The sequence below is a fragment of the Janibacter cremeus genome, from assembly GCF_013409205.1.
Taxonomy (GTDB): Bacteria; Actinomycetota; Actinomycetes; order Actinomycetales; family Dermatophilaceae; genus Janibacter; species Janibacter cremeus.
This window is the reverse complement of record NZ_JACCAE010000001.1, coordinates 57893-83055: the sequence shown is the minus strand read 5'-3', so window position 1 is coordinate 83055 and position 25163 is coordinate 57893. Positions and strand designations below refer to the sequence as shown.

The window sequence follows — 25163 nt, the reverse complement described above, 5'->3', positions numbered from 1 at the left end:
CTGTGACCCGCTCGAGACATGCGCAGTGCGCCAACTGCGTCGTGGACGGGTGCGGGGCCGATGTCGTGGCGTGCTCAGGAGCTGGCGGCCTCGGTCCCTGTGGCTGCTGATCCGAGTTGGCGGCCACGGATACCGAGGATGACGGCACCGCAGACGGCGGCAGCGAAGGAGCCCAGGAGGACGCCGATCTTCACGTGCTCGTCGGCGACGCTGGAGCTGCCGAACGCGAGCTCTCCCACGAGCAGCGAGACCGTGAAACCGACACCGGCGACGAAACCCATCCCGATCATGTCCGGCCACCTCAGGGACGGATCCAGCTTGAAGGACGGCAACCGGCTGAGCAAGAAGCTGGTCCCGACGATGCCGATCGGCTTGCCGACGACGAGTCCCACGATGATGCCCAGGGTGATCGGGTCCGCGAGCGCCTTGGACATCCCCTCGACGCCACCGACGGTCACGCCTGCGGAGAAGAAGGCAAAGACCGGGACGGCGACCAGGGTGGAGAAGATGCCCCACTGGTCGGCCAAGTAGGCCGTGAACCCGTTGTAGATCGGCTCACCGTCCTGTGTGGTGGAACTTTGCACCCGGGCCCGTGCCGTGGCCACGACCGGGACGGTGAAGCCGAGGAGGACTCCGGCGACGGTGGCGTGGATCCCGGAGAGGTGTACCAGGGCCCAGGTCGCGAGTCCCAGGGGGCCCAGGAGCCACCAGGTGAGCACCCCTCGCTGGACGAGGATCGCGAAGAGGACCAAGGGGACGAGAGCGAGTAGCAACCACTGCAACTGCAGGCCCTCGGCGTAGAAGACGGCGATGATGGTGATGGCGATGAGGTCGTCGACGATCGCCAGCGTCAACAGGAAGACCCGCAGGGCGGACGGGAGCCCACGCGCGACAATGGCCAGGACCGCGACGGCGAACGCGATGTCGGTGGCCGTCGGGATCGCCCATCCCTGGAGCGCCTCGCCGCCGCTGGATGTCGTGATGAGGGTGTAGATGACCGCGGGGACGACCACCCCGCCGGCTGCTGCGGCGATCGGCAGTGCTGCCGTCTTGGGATCCCGCAGTTTTCCGGCGACGAACTCCTCCTTCAGCTCCAGGCCGACGACGAAGAAGAAGATCGCCAGCAGACCATCGGCGGCCCACTGCCCGAGGGACAGGTCCAGGTGCAGTGCAGAGGGACCGATCTTGGTGTCCCGCAGGGACTCGTACATGTCGACGGCGGGCGTGTTGGCGCAGAAGAGGGCGAACACCGTGGCAGCAAGCAGGAGACCACCACCGAAGGCGTCGCTGCGGGCACTTTCGCGGACCCCTCTCCACAGCTGGTGCGGGGCAAGGCTACTGCTCGAGGAGGTCTCGGGATCGGTCATCGGGAGCACGACCTCCAGGGATTGCGGGCGAGCGTTGTGGGGGCGGTCACAGGCCGAGTGTAGGGGGTGCCCCTCGCCGAGGACGGGAACGACGCTACTCAGTGGCATTCCCGTGGGCTGGCCACACGCGCGGATGAGAGCGACCATGACCTCACCGCAGTCACCGGAAGGATGGTCCCCACGATGCCCGAGAAGAAGAACCCCGGACCCAGCGTCAAGGATGACGAGCTCTACGAAGAGTTGCGTGACGAGGGAGAGAGCAAGGAGAAGTCGGCCCGCATCGCCAATGCGGCGGCTGCGTCGTCCAGGTCGCACGTCGGCCGCAAGGGCGGCGAGTCCGGCTCGTACGACGACTGGACCGTCGATGACCTGAAGAAGCGCGCGCAGGAGCTCGACATCGAGGGACGGTCGAGGATGGACAAGGACGAGTTGATCAGGGCACTGCGGGACCACTGAGTCACGCCGTGCCACGAATGAGGAAGGGGGTGAGCCGGTCGGCTCACCCCCTTCCTCATCACGTCGTGATCAGTCCTCCGTGAGTACCGGGTACACGCCGTTCTCGTCGTGGACCTCGCGGCCCGTCACCGGCGGGTTGAAGACGCACGCGCAGTGGATGTCCTCCTCGACGGTCACGGTGTGCTTGTCCGCGTCGTCGAGCAGGTACATCACGCCCGGCTCGAGAGGGTACGTCTCTCCGGTGTCGCGGTCGGTCAGCGTGCCCTTGCCCTGGTAGACGTACACGGCCTCGACGTGGTTGGCGTACCAGAAGTCGGACGAGGTGCCGGCCTTGAGAATCGTGATGTGGAAGCTGAAGCCCACCTTGTCCTTGGCCAGGACCATGCGGCGGCTCTGCCAGTTGCCGTGGACGACGTCGTACTCGGTGCCGTCGAGGTCGTTGACGTTCACAACCTTCATGTTGGATCTTCCTTCGTTGGTAGTGTCGGGGGAAACTCAGGCGCCCGCTCGGGCGGGAGCGCCCAGGACCTCACGTGCAGCGTCCTCGAGGATGTCCAGGCCGTCGGCGAGCTGCTCCTCGGTGATGGTCAGCGGCGGCATGATCTTGATGACCTCGTCGGAGGAGCCGGAGGTCTCGATGAGCAGCTTGCGCTGGAAGGCTGCCTTGGCGATGTTGTCCGCGGCCTCGAGGTCGGCGAAGGCGACGCCGGAGAGTAGACCGCGTCCACGGACCTTGCTCCCCTCGGCCAAACCGGCGATGACCTCGAGACGCGCGTACAGCTGCTCGGTGCGTGCGGCGACGTTCTTCTCGAGCTCGTCATCGGCCCAGTACGTGCGCAACGCCTTGGTCCCGGTGACGAAGGCCGGGTTGTGACCGCGGAAGGTGCCGTTGTGCTCGCCGGGCTCCCAGTCGTCGATCTCCGGCTTGATCAGGGTCAGCGCCATCGGGAGGCCGTAGCCGGAGATCGACTTGCTCAGGGTGATGATGTCCGGGTCGAGGCCGAAGTCCTCGAAGGAGAAGAACTTGCCGGTGCGGCCACAGCCGGCCTGGACGTCGTCGACGATGAGCAGTACCTCGTGCTCGCGGCAGAGCTCCTGCAGCTCCTTGAGCCACTGGCCACGTGCGGCGTTGAGGCCACCCTCACCCTGCACGGTCTCGACGATGACGGCGGCGGGCCGACTGTGACCGGAGCTGCTGTCGGCCCAGATGCGCTTGAGCCAGGCGAAGTCGGACGTCTCGCCGTCGATGTAGTCGTCGTAGGGGGCCGCCGTCGCGTGGTAAAGGGGCGTGCCGGCTCCGCTGCGCTTGAAAGCGTTCCCGGTCACGGCCAGGGCGCCCAAGGTCATGCCGTGGAAGGCATTGGTGAAGGAGACGATGTCCTCACGACCGGTCGCCTTGCGGGCCGTCTTCAACGCGGTCTCGACGGCGTTGGTGCCGGTCGGGCCGGGGAACTGGATCTTGTGGTTCATGCCACGCGGGGTGAGGACCAGATCGGTGAAGGTCTCGAGGAACTCACGCTTGGCCTTGGTGTACATGTCCATGGAGTGGGTGACGCCGTCGCCCGCGATGTACTCCAGGAGCACTTCCTTGAGGACGTCGTTGTTGTGCCCGTAGTTGAGAGCGCCGGCACCGGAGAAGAAGTCGGTGTAGCGCTCACCGTCCTCGGTGTACTGGTACGGGCCCTTCGCCGTGTTGAAGACGACGGGCCAGTTGCGGCAGTAGCTGCGCACCTCGGACTCGCGTGTGGTGAAGATGTCTGTGGCGGGATTGCTCATGGGAGGTCCTTCCTCGTCAGGGGCTCGGGGAGTGGGGAAGTCGTCGGGGTCGGGATCAGAACGGTCCGATGCGGTGCAGCACCTCCGGCTCGTGTCCCTCGTCGGGGAAGTGCTCGCGCGTGAAGAGGTCGATCTCCTGGTGGTTCGCGTCGCGCTTGCGGGCGAAGGCACCGAAGAGCGCACGGGAGGCGGCGTTGTCGTCGGTGATCGTCGTCTCGAGCGAGGTCATGCCCGGCACGGTGTCGGCCAGGTGGTCAAGCATACGGCCGGCCAGTCCATGACCGCGCTGGTCGGCGTCGACGGCAACCTGCCACACCATCAGGGTGTGCGGTGCGTCGGGACGGATGTAGCCGCTCACGAAGCCGACGACCCCACCGGCACGCACGGCGACGACGCTCGTCGTGGCGAAGTCCCGCGCCCACAACAGGTAGGCGTAGGAGGTGTTGAGGTCGAGTGTCCGGGAGTCCTTGGCCACACGCCACATGGCGCCACCGTCCGAAATGGTCGGCTGGCGCAGGACGAAGAGGGACTCGTCGGAGGGCTTTTGGTCATCTGATGCGTCGGGGGTCACCTGTTTCAACCTAACGTGACCTGCGCACAGATCAAGTCCGCGCTTCGCTAGTATGGCGAAACCCACTGCACGCCAAGGGAATTCGATGAATCGTGAGACCGGCCACGCAGCCTGCTGAATGCGTCGTTCACCAGTCGACTCGCTGGTCGAGGCCGTGCGCCATCCTGCGCACTGCCTCGTCGAGCACCACCGGGGAGGCGGCGAAGTTCAGGCGCGCGTGGCCACGTCCACCTCCGAAGGGCACGCCCGAGTTCAGGGCGACGCGTCCGTGGCGGAGGAAGTGGTCGGCAGGGTCGTCCCCCAGTCCGAGCGCACGGCAGTCCAGCCACGCGAGGTAGGTCGCCTCACCCGGGCGCCAGCGGACGTCCGGCACGTGCTGCTCGAGCAACCGGCCGAGGAGTGACCGGTTGGCGGCGAGGTCGTGGACCAGGTCGGCCAGCCAGTCCTGGCCCTCGTCCATGGCCGCGATGTGTGCCCGTATGGCCACGTGGCTCGCGGTGTAGGCCAGGTCCGCGGGCACCCGACCGATCGCGGCGGACGCATCGGGCCCGCCCACGACCGCCGCCGCCTTCAGACCAGCGAGGTTCCACCCCTTCGCCGCAGAGATCACGCTCAGCGCACCGCGCGCCTCCGGGACCGACACGATGGGGGTGAACTGCGCTCCGGGCAGGACCAGCGGCGCATGGACCTCGTCGCTGATGATCGCCACGCCGTTCCGCTCGGCGGCCCGGGCCAGATCGGTCAATTCACCGGCGGTGGGCACGGTGCCGGTTGGGTTGTGCGGGTTGGACAGCAGGACGGCACCACGGCCGGGGGAGGAGGTGAACGCCGCCTCCAGCGCCGGGACGTCCAGACGGCCGTCGGTCGTCAGTGCGACCGGGACCTTCTGCCGACCGCTTGCCGCGACCACGGAGTGGAACGGTGGGTAGACCGGCACCGTGACGTAGACCGGGTCGCCGGGATCGGTCATGGCGATGATCGCTCCCTTGACCCCACTCATGGCATCGGTGACCAAAGCCATCCGGGAGGGATCTGTCGCCGCGGACCACCGGGCATACCACCGGGCCACCGCCTCGAGGTAGGTGCCCGCGACGGGATAGCCGAGGTCCCCGTCCGCGACGACGCGCCGGATCTCATCGGCGACGGCAGGGGCAGGCTTCACGTCCATCTCGGCGACCCACAGCGGCAGGACGTCCGGGTCGTAGTGCTGCCACTTGATGCTCGTGCGCCGTCGACAGGTGGACGCGTCGTGGATGAGGACATGACGATGCATGTCCTCACTCTTCCACCGTCGACCACCACCTAGTCTGGGCAGGTGCGCATGTACGAGTGGTCCGGGCGGTCCGCGAGGGCCTCCCGATGGGGGAGAGGTGCCCCTCGTGCGACCTGACGAGCCGACCCCTGATGTCGACGAGAGCGAGGTGGACTACGTCGAGACGAAGGGGACGACCACGCCCAGGCGTCGCGCGGATGCCTCGATGACGCTGCTCACCTCGATGCTCGAGCGCCCGCTGGACCCCGGGTACGCCGCCGCTGCCGAGAGGCGGGAGGCGGCAGGACTACCTCGCTCCAGCGGCACTCGGCGCCCCGCTCTGATCGTCTGGGTGCTCGTCATCGGCCTGATGATCGGCGTGAGCACAGCCAATCTGCGAGGCGACGACGGCACACGTGCGGACGCCCGCGCACAGCTCATCGAGCAGATCGAGGACCGCCAGGAGGAGGTCGATGGCCACGACGAGCGGATCCGGGAACTGCGGGCGCAGATCAGCACGGCCACGGCCCTGCTCGATCCCGACGTCGCTGGTGACCGGCACGCCGGCATCGCTGTCGCCAGCGGACTCGTCCCCGTCGCGGGACCCGGCCTGCGCGTCACCCTCGACGACGCACCCGGCACGGGCACCAGCGCCGACGGCGATCCCCGCACCGGAGCCAACGACGAAGGCCGGGTTCGCTCCAAGGACCTGCAGCTGATCACCAACGGACTGTGGGGTGCCGGAGCGGAGGCAATCGCCATCAACGGGCAGCGCCTGACATCCAGGACCGCCATTCGGTTCGCGGGAGAGGCGATCCTGGTCAACTTCCGTCCGTTGACCCGTCCGTACACGATCGAGGCGATCGGCGACCCCCAGCAGATGCAGACCGACTTCGCCGAGAGTACGGCCGGCTCCTACTTGACGGGGCTGCGCAACAACTACGGCATCCTGACCACTCTGACCACGCAGGACGATCTCGACCTGCCCAGTGCCACCAACATCCGCACCCACGCTGCGAGCGCCATCCCCGCAGGGGCCACGCCCCCCGCGGTGATCCCCCGGAAGAAGGAGACCCCATGATCCCCGCATTCGGTCTGGTGGTCGGGATCGTCCTCGGCCTCATCCTCCAGCCCGACGTCCCCGTGTGGATGCAGCCCTACCTTCCGATCGCGGTCATCGCTGCCCTCGACGCCGTCTTCGGCGCCGTGCGGGCCACGCTGGACGGCATCTTCAACGACAAGGTCTTCGTCGTCAGCTTCCTGTCCAACGTGCTGGTAGCCGCATTCATCGTCTTCCTGGGCGACCAGCTCGGTGTGGGCTCACAGATGTCCACCGGCGTCGTCGTCATCCTCGGTGTGCGCATCTTCTCCAACGTGGCGTCCATCCGACGGCACCTCTTCAAGGCATGAGCGAGGACATGACTGACAGCGACGGGCCTGTCCCGAAGACGACGGGAGGCCGGGACGGCAGGTCCACGAAGGCGTCCTGGCGACGGATCTACCTGATGGCGCGGCCACGCGTGACGCGGGCCAACGTCTTCGCCCTCCTGCTCGCCTCCCTGCTGGGTTTCGCCCTGGCCACCCAGGTGCGCCAGACCCAGTCGCAGGGCCTGGAGGACCTGCGGCAGGACGAGCTCGTGCGCATCCTCGACGACGTCACCCAGAACAGCAATCGTCTCGACGACGAGATCGTCGAGCTCGAGGAGACGAAGAACCGGCTCGCCGACAGCGAGGGCAACTCGCCCGAGGCGATCGCTGCAGCGAAGGAGCGTGCAGACACCCTCGGCATCCTTGCGGGTACGGTGCCGGCGACCGGCCCCGGGATCACCCTGCAAATCGAGGACCAGGGTGGGGAGGTCGACGCCGCGACGCTGCTCGACGCCGTGCAGGAGCTGCGCGACGCCGGCGCCGAGGCCATGCAGGTCGGCGACACCCGGATCATCGCCAGTACGTGGTTCCGGGACAGCGAAGAGGGCATCGTCGTCGATGGCCAGACGCTCACGGCGCCGTACACCTTCATCGTCATCGGTGACCCGCAGACGATGAGCTCCGCGATGGAGATCCCGGGTGGTGTCTCCGAGTCGGTGCGTAGCAAGGGAGGCGAGGTGACCGTGCACGACTTCTCCTCGATCAACGTGGAGGCGTTGCACTCCAATTCATCGCCTCGTTACGCTCAGCCACACCCGGAGCCGACGGACGGCTTGAAGTGAGCCGGGAACACGAAGGAGAGAGATGAGCGACGCCACCTACCCCGAGGACCTCCGGTACAGCAGCGACCACGAGTGGGTCGCCACCACCGAGTCCGGTCGGGTGCGTGTGGGCATCACCCACTACGCCCAGGACGCGCTCGGTGACGTGGTGTACGTCAGCCTCCCCGAGGTCGGTGACACGGTCGCCGTCGGGGACTCCTGCGGAGAGGTCGAGTCCACCAAGTCCGTCAGCGACCTGTACGCCCCCCTCGCCGGCACGATCACCGCCGTCAACGAGGCGCTGGACGCGACGCCCGAGCTGGTCAACACCGCGCCCTACGGCGAGGGCTGGATGTACGAGCTCGAGCTCGCCGAGGGGACCGACACCTCGGGTCTGCTCGACGCTGCCGCCTACCGCGCCCAGATCGACTGAGGGCATCTGTCCCCGGCCGGCCCCGATGCGGGGCCGGTCACGTAGGCTTGACCCAAGACACGACAGGAGGGAGCGCTGGATGAGCGGCAACCAGAACGACCAGCCCGCACGACAGGACCCGGCGACTCAGCAGTTCACCGGGATGGGGAGCAGCGCGCCAGCCGACCTGCCGGAGTCCGACTACCACCTCAGCCGCGAGGAGCAGGCGACGGTGGACGCGCTCCACCCCGGGACTGCTCTGCTCATCGTCCTGCGTGGCCCCAACACCGGCGCCCGCTTCCTGCTCGACGACGCCGAGGTCACGACCGGACGCGGACCGGACCGGGACATCTTCCTCGATGACGTCACCGTCTCGCGCAAGCACGCGGTCTTCTCGCGCGAGGAGCGGGGATTCGGCGTGCGTGACGTGGGCTCCCTCAACGGGACCTACGTCAACAAGGAGCGGATCGACCAGGTTGCGCTGCGTACTGGCGATGAGGTGCAGATCGGCAAGTTCCGCCTCGTCTACTACGCCAGCGCCTCGACCAGCTGACGGTGCCCGACGAGCGCATCGGGATCGGCGCCCTCATCGCGCAGCTCGAGGGTGACTTCCCCGATGTCACCATTTCCAAGGTCCGGTACCTGGAGGCCGAGGGGCTGATCAGCCCCTCGCGCACGACCTCCGGGTACCGGAAGTTCTCCCGAGCGGACGTCGAGCGTCTGCGCTTCGTGCTTGCTGCCCAGCGGGACCGGTTCTGGCCGTTGAAGGTCATCCGCGAGCGACTCGACGCCATGGACCGGGGCCTGAACGTCGACGACGACGGCGCAGTCGCTGCCCCGCCCGGGCCCGCGCAGTCCGGCGTCCGTCTCGACCCGCCCCCGGAGCGGTCACGCCCCCTTCGCCTCACCGCGGTGGAGCTGCAGGAGGCCGCAGACATCGACACGGCGACCTTCCGGGAGCTCATCTCCTACGGCCTGTTGCCCAAGAGCAGCGAGTACTACGACCACGCCGATCTCGAGGTGGCTCGTGCCTCCGGTGCTCTGGTGGCGGTCGGGATCGACGTGCGTCACCTGCGTCCCTTCAAGAGCGCGGCCGAGCGCGACCTCGGTCTGGCCGAGCACGTCCTGGGGCAGCAGGCGCTGCATGGTCGGGCCGCCGGCGACGAGGGGCTCGACGACGACACCGTGACCAGGCGGGTCGTCGAGGACTGCCTCGACCTCCACATGGCACTGGTGCGCCGGGGGCTGCAGACGCGTACATGAGCGAGCGATAGGCTAGGGGTGTGAAGTTGCTCGACGTCCTCGGGGTCCGGGTGGAGATGCCCACCTCCCAGCCGATCGTGCTCCTGCGTGAGCGCGATGGCGGCCGACGCGTGCCCATCTGGATCGGGGCTGCCGAGGCCACGGCCATCGCCTACGCCCAGGAGGGGGTGGAACCTCCGCGTCCGCTGACGCACGACCTGCTGGTCGACGTCGTCGCAGCCGTGGGTCGTGAGCTGGCGACGGTGCGTATCGACGCGGTCCTCGAAGGCGTCTTCCATGCCACCCTCGTCCTCGACGACGGGACCGAGATCTCCGCGAGGACCTCCGACGGCGTGGCCCTGGCGCTGCGTACCGGGGCCGAGATCGTTGCCACCGACCAGGTTCTGGACGAGGTGGGCATCGAGTCATCGGACGATGACGAGGACGAGGTGGCCAAGTTCAAGGAGTTCTTGGACGAGGTCTCGCCGGAGGACTTCGACGAGCCCGGGACGTAGGTCCGCAGCAACCTCGACGTGGACGGGCCCTGACGTCCGTCCATCCCACCGCGACCTGATCGTTACCGACACGCGAGCCGCTCGCCGCAGGGGGTGTTTGACGCCCTCCCCGCGCCGCCGTAGCGTCGAAGACAGCACCGGGCCACACCGGTGCAATTCCACCCGGCTCGATCCGGGACCACGGTGAGGGCAGGAGGGCGTAGTGGACGCCACGAACGAGGAGGGCCGGACCGACGTCCGGACCCAGGGCGTGCTCTTCGACGACGACCTGCCCGAGTTGTCCGAGGACATCGGCTATCGCGGTCCTGCCGCCTGCAGCGCCGCCGGGATCACCTACCGTCAGCTCGACTACTGGGCCCGCACCGGTCTTGTCGAGCCAGCAGTGCGTGGCGCTGCCGGGTCCGGCAGCCAGCGGCTCTACGGCTTCCGCGACATCCTCGTGCTCAAGGTGGTCAAGCGACTCCTGGACACCGGCGTCTCCCTCCAGCAGATCCGGGTCGCGATCCAGCACCTTCGTGAGCGCGGCGTCGAGGACCTGGCCCAGATCACCCTGATGAGCGATGGCGCGAGTGTCTACGAGTGCACCTCCGCCGACGAGGTCATCGACCTCGTGCAGGGTGGGCAGGGCGTCTTCGGGATCGCCGTCGGGCGCGTCTGGCGCGAGGTCGAGGGCTCTTTGCTGGAGATCCCGAGCGAGCGCATGGACCAGACCGAGCCTGCCGCGGTGCCGGGAGACGAGCTCTCCGCCCGCCGACGCGCGAAGCTCGCCTGAGCCCGACCGCCATCGCGGTCACGCTGGTAGCCTGACAGCGCTGCTCACCCCACGGGGGAGAGTCCTCGTGCAACGCGCGAGGCGCCGAAGGGGCAAATCTCCCCGGAACCTCTCAGGCGCCAGGACCCCGCGGATCAGGCACCTCTGGAGCGCCTCGGCGTGACAGAAGGGGAGGCTGGCTTTGTACCCCCACGCGTCCAAGGGAGCCTCATGAGCGCCTCTACCCCCCTGTCCGAGTTCGTCGGTCGTCACATCGGCCCCCGAGGGAGCGATGTCCAGCAGATGCTCGAGGCCATCGGCCAGCCGAGTCTGGAAGCCCTGTGCGACACTGCCGTCCCCGCTGCCATCCGACAGACGGAGTCCGTCGACATCGAGGCGGCTGCCAGCGAGCTCGCCGTCATCGAGGAGCTGCGGGCCCTCGCGGCCAAGAACACCGTGATGACCTCGATGATCGGACTGGGCTACTACGGCACGATCACGCCGGCAGTCGTCCAGCGCAATGTCCTGGAGAACCCTGCGTGGTACACGGCGTACACGCCCTACCAACCGGAGATCAGCCAGGGGCGCCTCGAGGCGCTGCTGAACTTCCAGACGATGGTCGCCGACCTGACCGGCCTGCAGACGTCCGGATCGTCCCTGCTGGACGAGGGCACCGCCGCAGCCGAGGCCATGACCGTCATGCGTCGCTCCAGCAAGGTCGCCAAGGACGCGGTCATGCTCATCGACACCAACGCCTTCCCGCAGACGCGTGCCGTCATCGACACCCGAGCAGTGCCTCTGGGCATCGAGGTCGTCAGTGCTGACCTGACCGGTGTCACGACCACCGAGGAGCTGCGCACCGCGGCAGGGGACCGCGAGGTCTTCGGGGTGCTCGTCCAGTACCCCGCCGCGGACGGGACGATCACCGACTGGAGCGCGCTGGCGACCGCGGCGCACGAGGCCGGCGCGCTCGTGGCAGCAGCAGCCGACCTGCTGGCGTTGACCCTGCTCACCGCACCGGGGGAGTGGGGCGCCGACGTCGCCGTGGGCACCACCCAGCGCTTCGGCGTCCCGATGGCCTTCGGCGGACCGCACGCGGGGTACATGGCCGTTCGTGCGGGGCTCGAGCGCACTCTCCCGGGGCGACTGGTCGGAGTGTCCGTCGATGCCGAGGGCCGAGCCAGCTACCGGCTGGCCCTGCAGACCCGCGAGCAGCACATCCGACGCGACAAGGCGACGAGCAACATCTGCACCGCCCAGGTGCTTCTGGCCGTCATGGCCTCGATGTACGCCGTCTACCACGGGCCGGACGGGCTGCGCGCAATCGCGGAGCGGGTCCACGGCACCGCGGTCGCACTGGCGGCCACGCTCCGCGCGGGCGGCATCGAGGTCAACGACGCACCGTGGTTCGACACGCTACGGGTCAGCGTCCCCGGACGTGCCGACGAGGTCGTCGCCGCCGCACTGCAGGCCGGGGTCAACATCTGGCGCCACGACGCCGACACCGTCCTGCTGTCCGTGGACGAGACGAGCGACCCGAGCGAGGTCGCCGCGGTGGCCGGGGCCTTCGGTGTGAACGCCAGCAGTGTCGACGAGGACGAGGTCGACGGCTCGCACGCTGCGCAGGTCTGCCCACAGTGGTCCCCGGCGCTGCTGCGCACGAGTGAGTACATGACCCACCCCGTCTTCCACGAGCACCGCAGTGAGACGCAGATGCTGCGCTACCTGCGTCGGCTGTCCGACCGGGACTTCGCCCTCGACCGCGGCATGATCCCGCTGGGCTCGTGCACCATGAAGCTCAATGCGACCACCGAGATGGCGGCCATCACCTGGCCCGAGTTCGCCGGGCTGCACCCCTTCGCCCCGGACGAGCAGACGGTGGGCATCCGGGAGCTCGTCACTCAGCTCAGCGGCTGGCTCAGCGAGGTGACCGGATACCACTCGGTCTCCCTGCAGCCCAACGCCGGATCCCAGGGAGAGCTCGCCGGCCTGCTCGCCATCCGGGCCCACCACGCCGCCCAGGGTGAGCAGCAGCGCCGCATCTGCCTGATCCCCGCGAGTGCGCACGGCACCAATGCCGCTTCCGCGGTCATGGCCGGGATGAAGGTCGTCGTGGTCAAGAGCGCCGAGGGCGGCACCATCGACATGGACGACCTGCGGGCGAAGATCGAGCAGCACCGCGACGACCTCGCCGCGATCATGGTCACCTACCCGAGTACCCATGGTGTCTTCGAGGACACCATTGCCGACCTGTGCGGCCTCGTCCACGACGCCGGTGGTCAGGTCTACGTCGACGGGGCCAACCTCAACGCGCTCGTCGGTCTGGCCCAGCCGGGCAAGTTCGGTGCGGACGTGAGCCACCTGAACCTTCACAAGACCTTCTGCATCCCGCACGGTGGTGGTGGTCCGGGCGTCGGTCCGGTGGCGGTGCGTGAGCACCTCGCGGCGTATCTGCCCAACCACCCGCTCGCTCCGGCTGCGGGCCCGCCGACCGGTGTCGGTCCGATCAGCGCCGCGCCGTACGGCTCGGCAGGCATCCTGCCGATCTCGTGGGCGTACGTGCGCCTGATGGGTGGAGGCGGGCTCAGCCGCGCCACGCAGCTGGCAGTCCTGAGCGCCAACTACGTCGCAGCGCGGTTGGGGGAGCAGTACCCGGTGCTCTACGCCGGCCCGGGTGGGATCGTCGCCCACGAGTGCATCGTCGACCTGCGGCAGCTGACCAAGGACACGGGCGTGACCGTCGACGACGTCGCCAAGCGGCTGATCGACTACGGCTTCCACGCCCCGACGATGAGCTTTCCGGTCGCGGGAACGTTCATGATCGAGCCGACCGAGTCGGAGGACAAGGGCGAGATCGACCGATTCTGCGACGCGATGATCGCCATTCGTGGGGAGATCGAGACCGTGGCGAAGGGAGAGGACGTCGCCACCTCGATGCTGCGCCGGGCACCGCACACCGCTGCGTCGCTGACCGGCGAATGGGAACGTCCGTACAGTCGCGAGTCCGCGGTCTTCCCCGTCGGGGTGGATGCTGCGGACAAGTACTGGCCGCCGGTCGCCCGCATCGACGGCGCCTACGGAGACCGCAACCTCGTGTGCTCCTGCCCCTCGCCGGAGGAGCTCGCCGAGATCGGGTGACCCAGCCTTCGTCCGTGTAGCGGACAAAGGAACAACGGCGGTCCTTGGCGCGAAGTCCGCACTCGTTTCACCGGTGCCCTCACCGTGACCACGGGTCCGGACTTCTGCCTGAGCCGTACCACCCCTGTCCCTCCATCCGCTCTCTGGGTCGGGCGGCCGTCTTGGTGTCAGGCGACGTCGGGGGTGGTGCCGACGACGGAGACGGTGGAGCCCTGCTGGGTCTTGTGCACCTGCACCTGGGTAGGGATGCGGGTGCGCATCTCGGTGACGTGGCTGACCACGCCGATGGTGCGGCCGCCGTCGCGCAGGCGGTCGAGGACGTCGAGGACCTGCTCGAGGCTGTCCTGGTCGAGGCTGCCGAATCCCTCGTCGACGAAGAGGGTGCCGAACTCCTGACCACCGGACTCCTCGCGAATGGCATCCGCGAGGCCCAGGGCCAGGGCCAGCGACGTCGTGAAGGACTCGCCACCGGACAGGCTGGTGGTCGGCCGCACGCGGGAGGTCCACAGGTCTCGCACGACGAGACCGAGCCCCCCGCGGCGCTGGCCCCGGGCGCCTGAGTCGTCGTGGCCCAGCTCGTAGCGTCCGTCGGCCATGTCGACCAGACGCTCGTTGGCCAGCTCGACGATGCGCTCGAGCCGGGCCGCCAGGACGAAGGTCGACAGTCGCATCCGCTTGTCGTTGTCAGAGCTCGTCCCGGTGACCAGGCTGGCCATGCGGGTCACCACAGCGGCGTGCTCGGCCGTGGGGCCGAGTTGCGCACACACACGGCGGACATGGTCCCGCAGGGTGGTGAACTGCGTCCGTACCGTCTCCGCGGACGCCTGACGACGGGAGACGACCTCGGCGGCGACGCGTGCCTCTTCGGCAGCGACGCCGAGGTCGTCGAGATCAACCGTCTCCTCCTGCATCGCCGCAACGACGTCGTCCTCCTCGAGGACCGCCGTGGCGGCTGCACGCCGGGCCTCGTGGTCGTCGACCACCTGCTCGAGCTCGGCGAGTGCCGTCCGGGGCAGGGCTGCAGCAGCGACGGCGTCGGCATCGTCGAAGGCTGCCTCGGCCAGGGCGGCAGCAAGCAGGCCCTCCGCCTCGTCGAGGGTGGTCGTCCTGTGATCGAGGTCGGTCCTCGCGGCGATCGCCCGATCGGTGGCAGCGAGGTCGGCACGGTGCCCACGCACTGCGGCGGTGACGGCCGCGGCCAGAGCCTCGGGCGTGCGCTGCAGGTCCGGCTCGGTGGCAGCGCCTGGTGCTCCAGCCCCCCCCGGTGTCGGTGGCTCCCCGTCCGGGGGTACGAGCGAACCGCACGGGCACCCGTCGTCGTGTGCCTCGAGGGCCTGCACCAGACGGCGCGTGCAGTCGGCCTGTTCCTGAAGTACCTGCTCGTGCCGCACTCGGGCCTCCGCGAGAACGGCCGTCGCCTCGTCGTGGGCCGTCACCGCACGGGTGACCGCACTCGCGCAGGACTCGACGGCCTGATCGACGGCGTCCCGGCGGGCGGCGACATCGACGAGGCGCGCTCGCTGCTCCTCGAGGTCCACGAGGGGCCCGGACAGGTCCTGCTCTGCATCGATGTCGAGGAGGTCGTTCTCGGCGACGATCCGGGTGACGGTGAGCACCAGGTCCTCGACCTTGGCCGCGGCGAGCCCGAGGCGTGAGGCGGCGGACTCGTCCCGGTCACGGGCCCTCCCGAGTACGGCCTCGGCGGTCTCGACCTCTCCCCGTGCCGTCTCGATCTGCTCGGGCGTGACCTGGTGCACCGCGGGCGCGGGTGCCGGGTGGTCGGGTGAGCCGCAGACGGCGCAGGCCTGACCATCGACGAGCTGCGTGGCCAGCTCGCCGGCCATGGTGTCCAGGCGCTGCTGGACCAGCTGTTGTACACGCTCGCGTCGCGCCAGGACACTCTCGTGCGCGCTCTGGCGCAGGTCAGTCGTACTCCGGACCTCGTCCCGCAGCACCGCCACGGACGAGCGGGCCGTGCTCAGCTCGGTCAGGGAAGTGACCAGCGGCGTCAGCTGGTCCAGGCGCTCCTGGGCCCGCTGGACCTGGCCTCGGGTGGACTCGGTCTCCTCGGCCTGCGTCCGGGCCGCGGTCAGGGCCGTGGCGGCCACGGCCACTGTCTCCTCGCGGTCGTCGATGGCTGCCGTCGACCGTGGCAGGTCGCGGACGAGACGCTCGAGCCGCTGCGACTCGTGCCTGGCCGTTGCGAGGACCTCGTCGTGGTCGGTGAGCTCCTCCTGCAGCGTCGTGAGGTCCTGACCGGCCTCCGGCAGGGACGCCATCGCCTCGTCGCGGGTGGCTGTTGCCGTGGTGACGGACGTGCGGGCGCGCTCGGCGGCCCCGATGTGCGGCAGGACCGCCACGGCCTCCCTCGCCCGTGCCAGACGGCGGCGACGCGCACGGTGCTCGTCCGCGTCCTCGGCAAGCGTGTCGAGCACGGAATGGGCCCGGTGGCCCCGCCGCCGGCGCTCCTCCTGTCGACGAGCGACCTCCAACGACACGCGCTCGCTCTTCGCCCGGCTCCGGGCGTCGTCGACGAGGGCCATGATCTCGCCCGCATGCGCTTCCAGTGCCGTGTCGATGGTGTCCACGAGCGACAGCAGGTCCGCGGGAGCGAGGTGGTCCAGGGGCTCGTCGGGCTCGATGAGCTCCGACAGGTCGACGTCCGTCCCGGCGAGCAGCTCGGTCAGCCGTCCGGTGTGCCCGGCCAGTGCCGCCCGGGCAGCGGCCAGGGTTGCCTGCGCCTCCTGCCGCTGGACGGTCAGGTGCTGCTCCACGGCCACGTAGTCGGTGACGTCGAAGAGCCGCTCGAGGACTTCCCTGCGCTCCTCGTCGGTGGCGCGGAGGAAGGCGGCGAAGTCGCCCTGAGGCAACATGACCACACGTCGGAACTGGTCCAGGCCCATGCCCAGCAGGTCGTCGAGCACCCGCGCGGTCTCGTCGATGCGCGAGCTGAGCGTCTGCCAGCGGCCGCTGACGTACTCCTCCAGCTGGACGTGTGCCTGCTCGGTGGTCGTGCCGGTACCGCGCTTCTTGGGCCGCTCGTAGGCCGGGCTGCGCGTGACGCACAGACGCCGACCGGCCAGCGTCAGCTCCAGGACGACTGTGGTCGGCTCGGTCGCCGCCGCGTGCTGGCTGCGCAGCGACGTCGTGAGTCGGTCGCCGGGGACGTTGGCATACAGCGCGAAGCAGATGGCGTCCAGCAGGCTCGTCTTGCCCGAGCCGGTCGGTCCGTGGATGAGGTAGAGGCCCGAGCCGCTGAGGTCCTCGAGGTCGAGGTGCACCGTCCCGGCGAAGGGGCCGAAGGCGGTCGCCGTGAGACGGTGGAGCCTCATGCCGCACCGCGCTCGCGCGCGCGGCCCTCGTCCTCCCGGTCGCCGCGTGCCGCACGTCCGGCCTCGAGCGCGTCCCGGAGCAGTCGGGTCTCGGCCTCGTCGGCGCCGGCCCCGCGTCGCACGTCCTCGACGAAGTCGCAGCACACCTCCAGCGGCTCCCGATGAGCGACCTTGGCGGCGTAGCTGCGGACGGGCAGAGCTTCGCCCTGCGGGTCGAAGCGCAGTTGCAGCACGTGCGGGAACCGCCGGGTCACCTGCTCCAGGGCCCCGACGGGACGTATCGGGTCGGTCAGCGTGACTTGGACCCAGGCGCTCTCCGCCCCGGTATGACGCGGGTGCTCGAGGACCTCCTCTAGGGTGCCGCGAACCTGCGCCAAGCGCCGGTGGACCGGGGCCTCGACCTGCTCGACCTGCACCCGGCCGTCGACGTCCAGGTCGAGCAGCAACGTGCCCTTGGTGTGGTGGGTCTCGCTGAAGGACATGGCCAGCGGTGAGCCGCTGTAGCGAACCGTGTCGTCGATCTGCTGGGACCCGTGCAGGTGCCCGAGTGCCGCATAGGCGACACCGTCGAAGGTGCTCGTCGGGACCATCGCCACCCCGCCGGTGCTGATGTCACGCTCGGAATCGCTCGTGGCACCACCACCGACGAAGCAGTGCGCCATGGCGATCGTCCTCGGACCGCGCGTCGCTGCATCCGCCCGCACCCGGTCCATCGCGGCACCGAGCACCGCGGTGTGGGTGCGCTTGTCGACGCCCAGCTCCTCGGTCACCGACGACGCGGCCGGCTCCAGGTAGGGGAGTGGGTAGACCGCTGCGTCACCCACCATGACCGGTGTCCCGATCGAACCCAGGCTGGAGCGGATGTGCAGACCGGCCCGGGAGAGCAGGTCGGAGGCGAAGCCGAGGCGGATCGCCGAGTCGTGGTTGCCGCTGGAGATGATCACCTGCGACCCGGCGTCGATCAGGCGCGTCACCGCCTCCGAGAGCAGCCGCACGGCGTCGGGCGGAGGAAGCGCCCGGTCGTAGACGTCCCCGGACACCAGGACCGCGTCCACGCCCTGCTCGCGGACCGTCGACACGAGGTGGTCCACGAACTCGGACTGCGCACCGAGCAGCCCCACCCCGTGGAAGGAGCGGCCCAGGTGCCAGTCGGAGGTGTGGAGGAACTTCATGGTCCCCACGCTATGAGGGGGCACCGACAACGCTGCGGTCCGACACTCCCGTCGACCCGCGGACGGCGCCGGTGGCGGAGCGGCCCCCTGCGCCGCCCCACCACCAGCCGGACTACTCGACCGCCAGCGCCTGCGCGGGGGAGACGCGCGCCGCCCGCCGGGCCGGCAGCACAGAGGCGAGGAGCCCCGCGACGACGGCAACCGCAGCGATGGCGGCGAGCTGCCCCCACGGCAGGGTCGCACTGACCGCGATCTGCTCACCGAAGAGAGCCTGCACCCCCGCGAGGCCGTAGCCGATCCCCAGAGCGCCCCCCAGGACGACACCGACGAGGGCCAGCAGGACCGACTCGATACCGAGCATCCCGCGCAGCTGACCCCTGGTCATGCCCAAGGCCCGCATGAGTGCCGACTCCCGGGTGCGCTCGATGACACTCAGCGACAGCGTGTTGGCGATGCCGACGACGGAGATGATCACGGAGATCGCCAGCAGCGCGAGAACCACCACGAGTGCGGTGTCGAGGGCCTGCATGTTGGCCGCCCGGACGGGGGCACCGCCGCTGACCCGACCCTGCTCGATACCCGCCGCCAACGCCTTTACCTCGTCGACGGTGGCCTGGACGTCGGCGCCGTCCTCGAGTCGGACGAGGAGCGCCCGGTCGGCAGGACCCCGATCGATCTCGCCCAGCGTCGCCGGGCTGACCAGCCACGCCGTCTCGAAGCCGCCCTCGACCCGCGCGGTGAGGGCCACCCGCCCGTCCGGTCCCTGGATGACCACGCGATCCCCGGAGGAGATGTCCGCAACACCGGCTGCGCCTTCGGAGATCGTGACGGATCCTTCGCTGACCGTGGGCATCACGTCCGGTGCGCGCACGACGTCATCGACGTCCTGCGACAACCCGGCGACCATCGTCTCGGTGGACGTGTCGCCGACGAGGGCGGTTGCGGTCGTGCCGGTCAGGGCGGCGGTGTCCACCACGCCGTCGACGCGGCCGATGGCGGCAGCGGACGAGTCGGTGACGTCCATGCCCTCGACGAGCACATCCACCGGGTACTGCCCGTTGATGAAATCGGTGACCGCGGCGCGGGCCGTCGCCGCCCCGACGGCGGTCATCGTCACCAGGGTGACGCCGACGAGCAGGGCGGAGGCGGTGGCGGCCGCCCGGGCGGGATTGCGCACCGCGTTGTCCACGGCCAGGCGGCCGGCCGGACCGAAGGGCCGCGCCGCCACCAGTCCCACGCCCCGGACGGCCCAGGGCACCAGCACGGTGCCCACGAGGATGACGCCGGTGAAGGAGACCAGACCACCGGCCACACCGACGAGCACCGAGGGGAGGGCAGCGCCGGCCACGAGTGCGCCGGAGCCGCCGAGCACGAGCAGAGCACCAACGACGATCCGCCACCGTCCGGCGCGGGAGCCGGCGGTCAGGGCTGCATCAGGTCGCAGCGCCTCCAGCGGCGCCACCCGTGAGGAGCGGACCACCGGTCGCAGCGCAGCCACGAGCACCACGACCACCCCTGCGACGACGGGGACCAGCACGGCGCGGGGCGCCACGGTGAAGACGAGATCGGGGAGCGTGTCCCCGGCCAGCGCCCACCCGATCCGTGCCAGGCACCACGCGGCAGCGATGCCGACGAGCACTCCGGTGACGGCGAAGAGCACGGCGACCACCAGCGACTCGACCAGCGCGGAGCGGATGACCTGGCCGCGGGTGGAGCCCACCGCACGCAGCAGCGCGGTCTCCCGGGCGCGTCGGGCGAGCAGGATGGAGAAGGTGTTGGCGATCACGATCGCGGAGACGAAGAGTGCGATGGCCGCGAAGGCGAGCAGGAAGATGGAGATGAAGTTCGTCCCTCCGGAGAACTGCCTGACCTGCTCATCAGCCTGGGCGGTGGCGGTACGGACGGTGACGTCGGCCCCCTCCGCCTCGAGTGCTGAGCGGAGGGCGGCGGTCGTCGCCTCTTCGTCGCCGGACCCGACGACGTCGATCTCCTCCCACCCGGTCGCGCCGGTGAGCTCGGTGACCCCCGATGCGGTGGCGAAGACCGCTGGGGTGCCACCGGCGTAGCGGGGGTCACCGGCGACATCGACGATCCCGGCGACGGTGGCCCGGGTCGTGGAGTCTTCCCCACCCGACAGGGCGGCCACCCGGACGCTTTCTCCGACGTCCAGCTGACTGCCCGCGGCGACGGTCTCGCTCAGGGCGATCTCGCTCGCGCTGCCCGGCATGCGTCCCTGCACCAGCGGGTGGGGGGAGATCTCGGACTCGGTGGTGACCATGGCGAAGGACTCGCCACCGCCGCCGCGAAGCATGGCGGACCCGCTGCGGACGGGATCCACGGCTTCGACGCCGTCGATGCCGGCCACCTGGGCGGCCAGGTCCTCCGGGATGGGCCCGTCGGGGCCGGGGACGACGACGCCGGAGTAGGGGGCGTACTGGCCGGCGACCGCAGCGCGCACGGACGAGGACAGCGTGCCGGTCAGGGCGAGGGTGGCGGCGACGAAGGCGACGCCGAGGACGACGGCCAGGCCCGGGGCGAGGTACTGGCGGGACTGGTGGCGCAGCGAGGCGAGGGAGAGGCTCAGCATCGTCACTCACCCAGGCCCTTCATGGCCGCGAGGACGGAGTCCTCGGTCGGGTCGTGCAGCTCGCCCGCGAGGCGGCCGTCGGCCAGGAGCAGGACCCGGTCGGCGTAGGACGCGGCGCGTGGGTCGTGGGTGACCATGACGATGGTCTGGCCGAACTCGCGCACGCTGGAGCGCAGGAAGGACAGCATCTGGGTGGACGAGCGCGAGTCGAGGGCGCCGGTCGGCTCGTCGGCGAAGAGGACGTCGGGGCCGGTGACCAGGGCCCGGGCAACGGCCACCCGCTGCTGCTGGCCGCCGGAGAGCTCGCTCGGCCGGTGTCCGAGCCGGTCCTGGATGCCCAGGACCGTGACGATGCGGTCCATCCGCTCCCGGTCCACCGAACGTCCGGCGAGGGTCAGCGGCAGCTCGACGTTCTGCCGGGCGGTGAGCATCGGCAGCAGGTTGAAGGACTGGAAGATGAAGCCGATGCGCTCACGGCGCAGCAGGGTGAGCGCCTTGTCGGACAGCCGGGTGAGGTCGGTGTCGCCGAGGAGGACCTGCCCGCTCGTGGGGGTCTCCAGGCCGGCGAGGCAGTGCATGAGCGTTGACTTCCCGGAGCCGGACGGCCCCATGATCGCGGTGAACCGGCCCACCTCGATGCCGACGTCGACGGCGTCCAGCGCGGTGACGCCGGAGTCGGTGGTGCCGAAGATCTTGGTCAGGCCGATCGTGCGGGCCGCGGTGGCGATGCTGGTCGCGGACGGGCTGGGCGTGGTTGTCGTCATGACAGCCACTCTCGCCCGGGGAGGGCAGGGCGCACATCGGTCCGTGGTCTGGTCCTGCGACGGTGTGCCGGTGTCGACTACGACCGTGGTCGTACGTCCACCAGTCCGCTCTCGTAGGCCAGCAGCACCATCTGCACCCGGTCACGCAGATGTGCCTTGGCCAGGATGCGGCCGATGTGGGTCTTGACCGTCGCCTCGGCGAGGTACAGCTCGGCGGAGATCTCGGCGTTCGTCAGGCCCCGGGCGACGGCGGTGAGGACCTCGACCTCGCGGGTGGTCAGGTCGGTCAGGCGGGGGTGGTCCTGCGGGCGCGACGCCGCCGGTGAAGGGGACGGCCCGGGTTGGTCCGCGAAGTGCTCGATCAGCCGCCGCGTCGTGCTCGGGGCGATGACCGCATCACCGCCGTGGACTGATCGGATCGCGGCGAGGAGGTCCTCCGGACCTGCGTCCTTCAGCAGGAACCCGGAGGCCCCCGCGCGCAGCGCCGCGTGGGCGTACTCGTCCAGGTCGAAGGTCGTCAGGACGATGACCCTCGGGCCGTTGGGGCGCAGGCACAGGGCCTCGGTCGCGGCCACCCCGTCCATGCGCGGCATCCTGATATCCATCAGGACGACGTCGGCGGCGGTGGTGTGCAGCAGGTCCAGCGCGGCCTGACCGTCACCGGCCTCCCCGACGACGGTCATGTCGGTCTGTGCATCGAGGACCATGCGGAATCCGGCGCGGACCAGGGACTGGTCGTCGACGAGGACGAGCCGGATGGGCTCGGTGCTCGGGTTCATCGGCTCTCCTGAGGGGGACGAAGGGGGAGGGCCGCGGCCACGCGGTAGCCACCGCCCGGGGCGGGTCCGGTCACGACGGTGCCGGACGCGCTTGCTGCGCGTTCCCGCATGCCGATCAGGCCGTGGCCGCGGCCGTCATCCGGTGCTGCGGCGCCGCGCCCGTCGTCGCGTACCTCGACCCTCAACTCGTCGCCGGTGGTGGCGACCCCCACCCGGACCCGTGCGCCGGGACCGGCGTGCTTGATGGCGTTGGTCAGCGACTCCTGGACGATCCGGTAGGCCGCCAGTCCCGCTTCCCGCGGAACTGCCTCGAGGTCCGAGGGTGCATCGAGGGTGACGTCGAACCCGGACGCCGCCATCCGATCCACGAGGTCCGGGAGCTCGGTCAGGGCGTCGGTGGGCGAGTAGTCGAGGTCGGTGATCCCGCCCTCTTCGTCATCGGCAGTGCGCAGCACACCCACGAGGCGGCGGGTCTCGGCCAGTGCCTCCCGCGCGGTCGTCCCGATGGTCGTCAGGGCGCCCCCGGCGTGCTCCCGATCGAAGTCGCCGGAGTGCATCGCCGTGTACGCCGCGCCGTCAGCCTGCACGACGACGACGCTGAGGGAGTGGGCGACGATGTCGTGCATCTCCCGGGCGATACGGGTGCGCTCGTCCTGCGCGGCCAGACGTGCTCGCTGGTCCTGGTCGCGACGCAGTGCCTCGTTCTGCTCGCGCAGACGCAGGACCAGCTCGCGGCGCTTGCGGGTGAGGTCACCCCAGAGCCAGCACAGCATCGCCATGCCGCTGAACATCAGCGAGGACACGATCAGTCCCACCGTGCCGGAGTCCCGGTAGCCCTCCCAGTCCAGGGTGGCGAGCCAACCCGAGGCAGCGGCGACGGCCAGGGCAGCCAGACGGACCTGTCGGCGCCGGGAGTAGCCGGCAACCGCGTACGCCGACATCAGGGCCGCGATGTTGGAGGGGGCCGGGTTCGAGTTCACCACCAGCTGCAGGACGTGACCGGCGGTGATGAGGACGAAGGAGAGGTCGGCACGGGTACGGCGCCACGCCAGGGGGAGTATCTGGGACGAGCTCACCACGACCAGCCAGAAGGTCTCCCGGCCGGGCAGCACGGACACCGACGCGACGAAAGTGACGAGGGTGAACAGGACCCACATCAAGAGCGCCAGGGCAGCGTCGACGAGGCCGCGGTGCGCCCGGAACCACTCCTGGCCCCGGACGAAGGGAGCCCGGAGCGGGGCAGTGGCGTCGACGATCACCCGGTGAGCCTAGGCAAGGCCGGTGGACTGCGCATCCGACCACGGTCTGACTCTGTCGGCACCGGCATTCCCTCGGTAGATTCATCACACAGCCGACCCTCGGCGAGAGGTGGAGTCCCATGGGCAAGGAAGTCAGGACCCAGAGCTACACACGCGAGGAGCGCCAGCACTACCGGGAGAAGGTGCGCCAGAACCTCGATGTCTTCGAGCGGATGCTGGCCGAGAGCGTCTTCGACGACGCAGTGCCCCTCACCGGCCTGGAGATCGAGCTCAACCTCGTCGACGAGGACAACCAGCCGGCCTTCGTCAACGACGAGGTGCTCGAGTCCATCGCGGATCCCGATTACCAGACCGAGCTCGCGCAGTTCAACATCGAGCTGAACGTCGCGCCCCGGCCGCTGCCGGGGGACTCCGCCCTGGACCTGGAGACCATGCTGCGGGACTCGCTCAACCGGGCCGACGAGAAGGCGGCCGAGCGCGGCGCCAGACTTGTCCCGATCGGGATCCTGCCCACCATTCGACCGGAGCACTTCCAGGGGGAGTGGATCAGCGCCAACAACCGCTACACCGCCCTCAACGACTCCATCTTCACCGCGCGCGGTGAGGACGTCGTCATCGACATCGAGGGACCGACCGGGGAACGGCTGAACTGCTTCGCCGACTCCATCGCCCCGGAGTCGGCCTGCACCTCCGTGCAGCTGCACCTGCAGGTGGGGCCCACCCAGTTCGCCGACCACTGGAACGCCGCGCAGGCCATCTCGGCCGTCCAGGTCGCGCTCGCGGCCAACTCGCCGTTCTTCTTCGGCAAGCGCCTGCACGCCGAGACCCGGATCGCGCTGTTCTCCCAGGCCACGGACACCCGGCCGATCGAGCTGAAGAACCAGGGGGTGCGCCCACGCGTGTTCTTCGGGGACCGGTGGATCACCTCCATCTTCGACCTCTTCGAGGAGAACGTGCGCTACTTCCCGGCACTGCTCGCCGAGGCCACGGACGAGGACCCGATCGCCGTCCTCGACGCCGGCGGAACCCCGCAGCTCGGGGAGCTCAACCTGCACAACGGCACCGTCTACCGGTGGAACCGCCCGATCTACGAACCCGGCGACGGCACCCCCCACGTGCGCGTGGAGAACCGCGTCCTCCCGGCCGGGCCGACGATCGTCGACGTGCTGGCCAACGCGGCTTTCTACTACGGCGTGGTGCGCACTCTCGCGAACGAGGACCGGCCGGTGTGGACCCAGATGTCCTTCCCCGCTGCGCAGGCCAACTTCGAGGCGGCCGCCCGGGACGGACTGACGGCCCGCCTGTACTGGCCGGGGCTCGGGCAGCTGACGGCTGACGAGCTGACCGTGCGCCACCTGCTGCCGATGGCCCGCAGCGGCCTGGAGGACTGGGGCGTGTCCTCGACGGTGATCTCGAGGTACCTCGACGTCATCGAGGGGCGGTGCACCTCCGGCGTCAACGGCGCCGTGTGGCAGACCGAATGCGTTGCCCGCCTTCAGGAGCGAGGCATGGAGCGTGCTGCCGCGTTGGCCGACATGGTCGGTCGCTACCGCGATCTGATGAGCCGCAACGAACCGGTCCACACCTGGCCACTACCCTGA

The 25163-nt window shown here is 69.7% G+C and carries 22 protein-coding genes and 1 riboswitch; of the genes, 11 read left to right on the top strand and 11 right to left on the bottom strand.

The window, feature by feature from the left end; genetic code table 11:
* Positions 1-74 precede the first annotated feature (74 nt).
* Positions 75-1367 carry a Na+/H+ antiporter NhaA gene (nhaA, locus tag BJY20_RS00390; protein WP_185989707.1) on the bottom strand — a complete coding sequence of 431 codons (1293 nt, stop codon included), beginning with the start codon at positions 1365-1367 and terminating at the stop codon, positions 75-77.
* A gap of 183 nt (positions 1368-1550) precedes the next feature.
* Between nhaA and BJY20_RS00385 the strand changes: the two genes are divergently transcribed.
* A complete protein-coding gene (locus tag BJY20_RS00385) occupies positions 1551-1823 on the top strand; it encodes a DUF7218 family protein (RefSeq protein WP_185989706.1) in 273 nt (90 codons plus the stop codon).
* Positions 1824-1892: 69 nt separating this feature from the next.
* Here the strand turns inward: BJY20_RS00385 and BJY20_RS00380 are convergent, their stop codons facing one another.
* The 4 genes from BJY20_RS00380 to BJY20_RS00365 all read right to left on the bottom strand — a co-directional run bounded on the left by BJY20_RS00380 (position 1893) and on the right by BJY20_RS00365 (position 5443).
* On the bottom strand, positions 1893-2282 hold the full coding sequence (locus tag BJY20_RS00380; RefSeq protein ID WP_185989705.1) for an ectoine synthase: 390 nt from the start codon (positions 2280-2282) through the stop codon (positions 1893-1895).
* 36 nt (positions 2283-2318) lie between these two features.
* Complete coding sequence (ectB, locus tag BJY20_RS00375; protein ID WP_185989704.1) at positions 2319-3599, bottom strand: diaminobutyrate--2-oxoglutarate transaminase; 1281 nt, start codon at positions 3597-3599, stop codon at positions 2319-2321.
* A 55-nt stretch (positions 3600-3654) separates the two neighbouring features.
* Positions 3655-4170 (bottom strand): diaminobutyrate acetyltransferase, encoded by a 516-nt coding sequence (gene ectA, locus BJY20_RS00370; RefSeq protein ID WP_343062715.1) that lies wholly within the window; start codon positions 4168-4170, stop codon positions 3655-3657.
* 127 nt (positions 4171-4297) lie between these two features.
* On the bottom strand, positions 4298-5443 hold the full coding sequence (locus BJY20_RS00365) for a MalY/PatB family protein (RefSeq protein WP_185989703.1): 1146 nt from the start codon (positions 5441-5443) through the stop codon (positions 4298-4300).
* A gap of 106 nt (positions 5444-5549) precedes the next feature.
* On the opposite strand from BJY20_RS00365, the gene BJY20_RS00360 reads away from it, so the two are divergent.
* The 9 genes from BJY20_RS00360 (at position 5550) to gcvP (ending at position 13669) form a co-directional block, all read left to right on the top strand.
* A complete protein-coding gene (locus BJY20_RS00360; RefSeq protein WP_185989702.1) occupies positions 5550-6503 on the top strand; it encodes a DUF881 domain-containing protein in 954 nt (317 codons plus the stop codon).
* Entirely contained in the window at positions 6500-6832 is a 333-nt protein-coding gene (locus BJY20_RS00355; RefSeq protein ID WP_185989701.1) for a small basic family protein, read from the top strand. Before BJY20_RS00360 ends, BJY20_RS00355 begins: the two co-directional genes overlap by 4 nt.
* Before the next feature lie 8 nt (positions 6833-6840).
* On the top strand, positions 6841-7632 hold the full coding sequence (locus BJY20_RS00350) for a DUF881 domain-containing protein (RefSeq protein WP_185989700.1): 792 nt from the start codon (positions 6841-6843) through the stop codon (positions 7630-7632).
* 22 nt (positions 7633-7654) lie between these two features.
* Complete coding sequence (gene gcvH, locus BJY20_RS00345; protein ID WP_185989699.1) at positions 7655-8044, top strand: glycine cleavage system protein GcvH; 390 nt, start codon at positions 7655-7657, stop codon at positions 8042-8044.
* Between the two features lie 79 nt (positions 8045-8123).
* Positions 8124-8576, top strand: a complete 453-nt coding sequence (locus tag BJY20_RS00340) for an FHA domain-containing protein (RefSeq protein ID WP_185989698.1) — start codon at positions 8124-8126, stop codon at positions 8574-8576.
* A 2-nt stretch (positions 8577-8578) separates the two neighbouring features.
* Positions 8579-9286: a transcriptional regulator FtsR gene (ftsR, locus tag BJY20_RS00335; protein ID WP_343062714.1), complete on the top strand. Its 708-nt coding sequence runs from the start codon at positions 8579-8581 to the stop codon at positions 9284-9286.
* Between the two features lie 20 nt (positions 9287-9306).
* Entirely contained in the window at positions 9307-9780 is a 474-nt protein-coding gene (locus tag BJY20_RS00330; protein ID WP_185989697.1) for a bifunctional nuclease domain-containing protein, read from the top strand.
* 202 nt (positions 9781-9982) lie between these two features.
* Positions 9983-10552 (top strand): MerR family transcriptional regulator, encoded by a 570-nt coding sequence (locus BJY20_RS00325; protein WP_185989696.1) that lies wholly within the window; start codon positions 9983-9985, stop codon positions 10550-10552.
* 44 nt (positions 10553-10596) lie between these two features.
* Positions 10597-10690: riboswitch (glycine riboswitch) on the top strand.
* A gap of 72 nt (positions 10691-10762) precedes the next feature.
* Positions 10763-13669, top strand: a complete 2907-nt coding sequence (gcvP, locus tag BJY20_RS00320; RefSeq protein ID WP_185989695.1) for an aminomethyl-transferring glycine dehydrogenase — start codon at positions 10763-10765, stop codon at positions 13667-13669.
* Positions 13670-13836: 167 nt separating this feature from the next.
* Here the strand turns inward: gcvP and BJY20_RS00315 are convergent, their stop codons facing one another.
* The 6 genes from BJY20_RS00315 to BJY20_RS16330 form a co-directional block, all read right to left on the bottom strand.
* Positions 13837-17001, bottom strand: coding sequence for an AAA family ATPase (locus BJY20_RS00315; RefSeq protein WP_185989694.1), 3165 nt, complete (start codon positions 16999-17001; stop codon positions 13837-13839).
* Positions 16998-18173: an exonuclease SbcCD subunit D gene (locus BJY20_RS00310; protein ID WP_185989693.1), complete on the bottom strand. Its 1176-nt coding sequence runs from the start codon at positions 18171-18173 to the stop codon at positions 16998-17000. Before BJY20_RS00310 ends, BJY20_RS00315 begins: the two co-directional genes overlap by 4 nt.
* Positions 18174-18285: 112 nt before the next feature.
* Positions 18286-20760 carry an FtsX-like permease family protein gene (locus tag BJY20_RS00305; RefSeq protein WP_246297177.1) on the bottom strand — a complete coding sequence of 825 codons (2475 nt, stop codon included), beginning with the start codon at positions 20758-20760 and terminating at the stop codon, positions 18286-18288.
* A gap of 2 nt (positions 20761-20762) precedes the next feature.
* Positions 20763-21524 (bottom strand): ABC transporter ATP-binding protein, encoded by a 762-nt coding sequence (locus BJY20_RS00300; RefSeq protein WP_185989691.1) that lies wholly within the window; start codon positions 21522-21524, stop codon positions 20763-20765.
* A gap of 77 nt (positions 21525-21601) precedes the next feature.
* Positions 21602-22303: a response regulator transcription factor gene (locus BJY20_RS00295; protein WP_185989690.1), complete on the bottom strand. Its 702-nt coding sequence runs from the start codon at positions 22301-22303 to the stop codon at positions 21602-21604.
* Complete coding sequence (locus BJY20_RS16330) at positions 22300-23562, bottom strand: DUF7134 domain-containing protein (RefSeq protein ID WP_185989689.1); 1263 nt, start codon at positions 23560-23562, stop codon at positions 22300-22302. Before BJY20_RS16330 ends, BJY20_RS00295 begins: the two co-directional genes overlap by 4 nt.
* Positions 23563-23681: 119 nt before the next feature.
* Here BJY20_RS16330 and BJY20_RS00285 point away from each other — a divergent pair, with 119 nt between their 5' ends.
* Complete coding sequence (locus tag BJY20_RS00285) at positions 23682-25163, top strand: glutamate-cysteine ligase family protein (protein WP_185989688.1); 1482 nt, start codon at positions 23682-23684, stop codon at positions 25161-25163.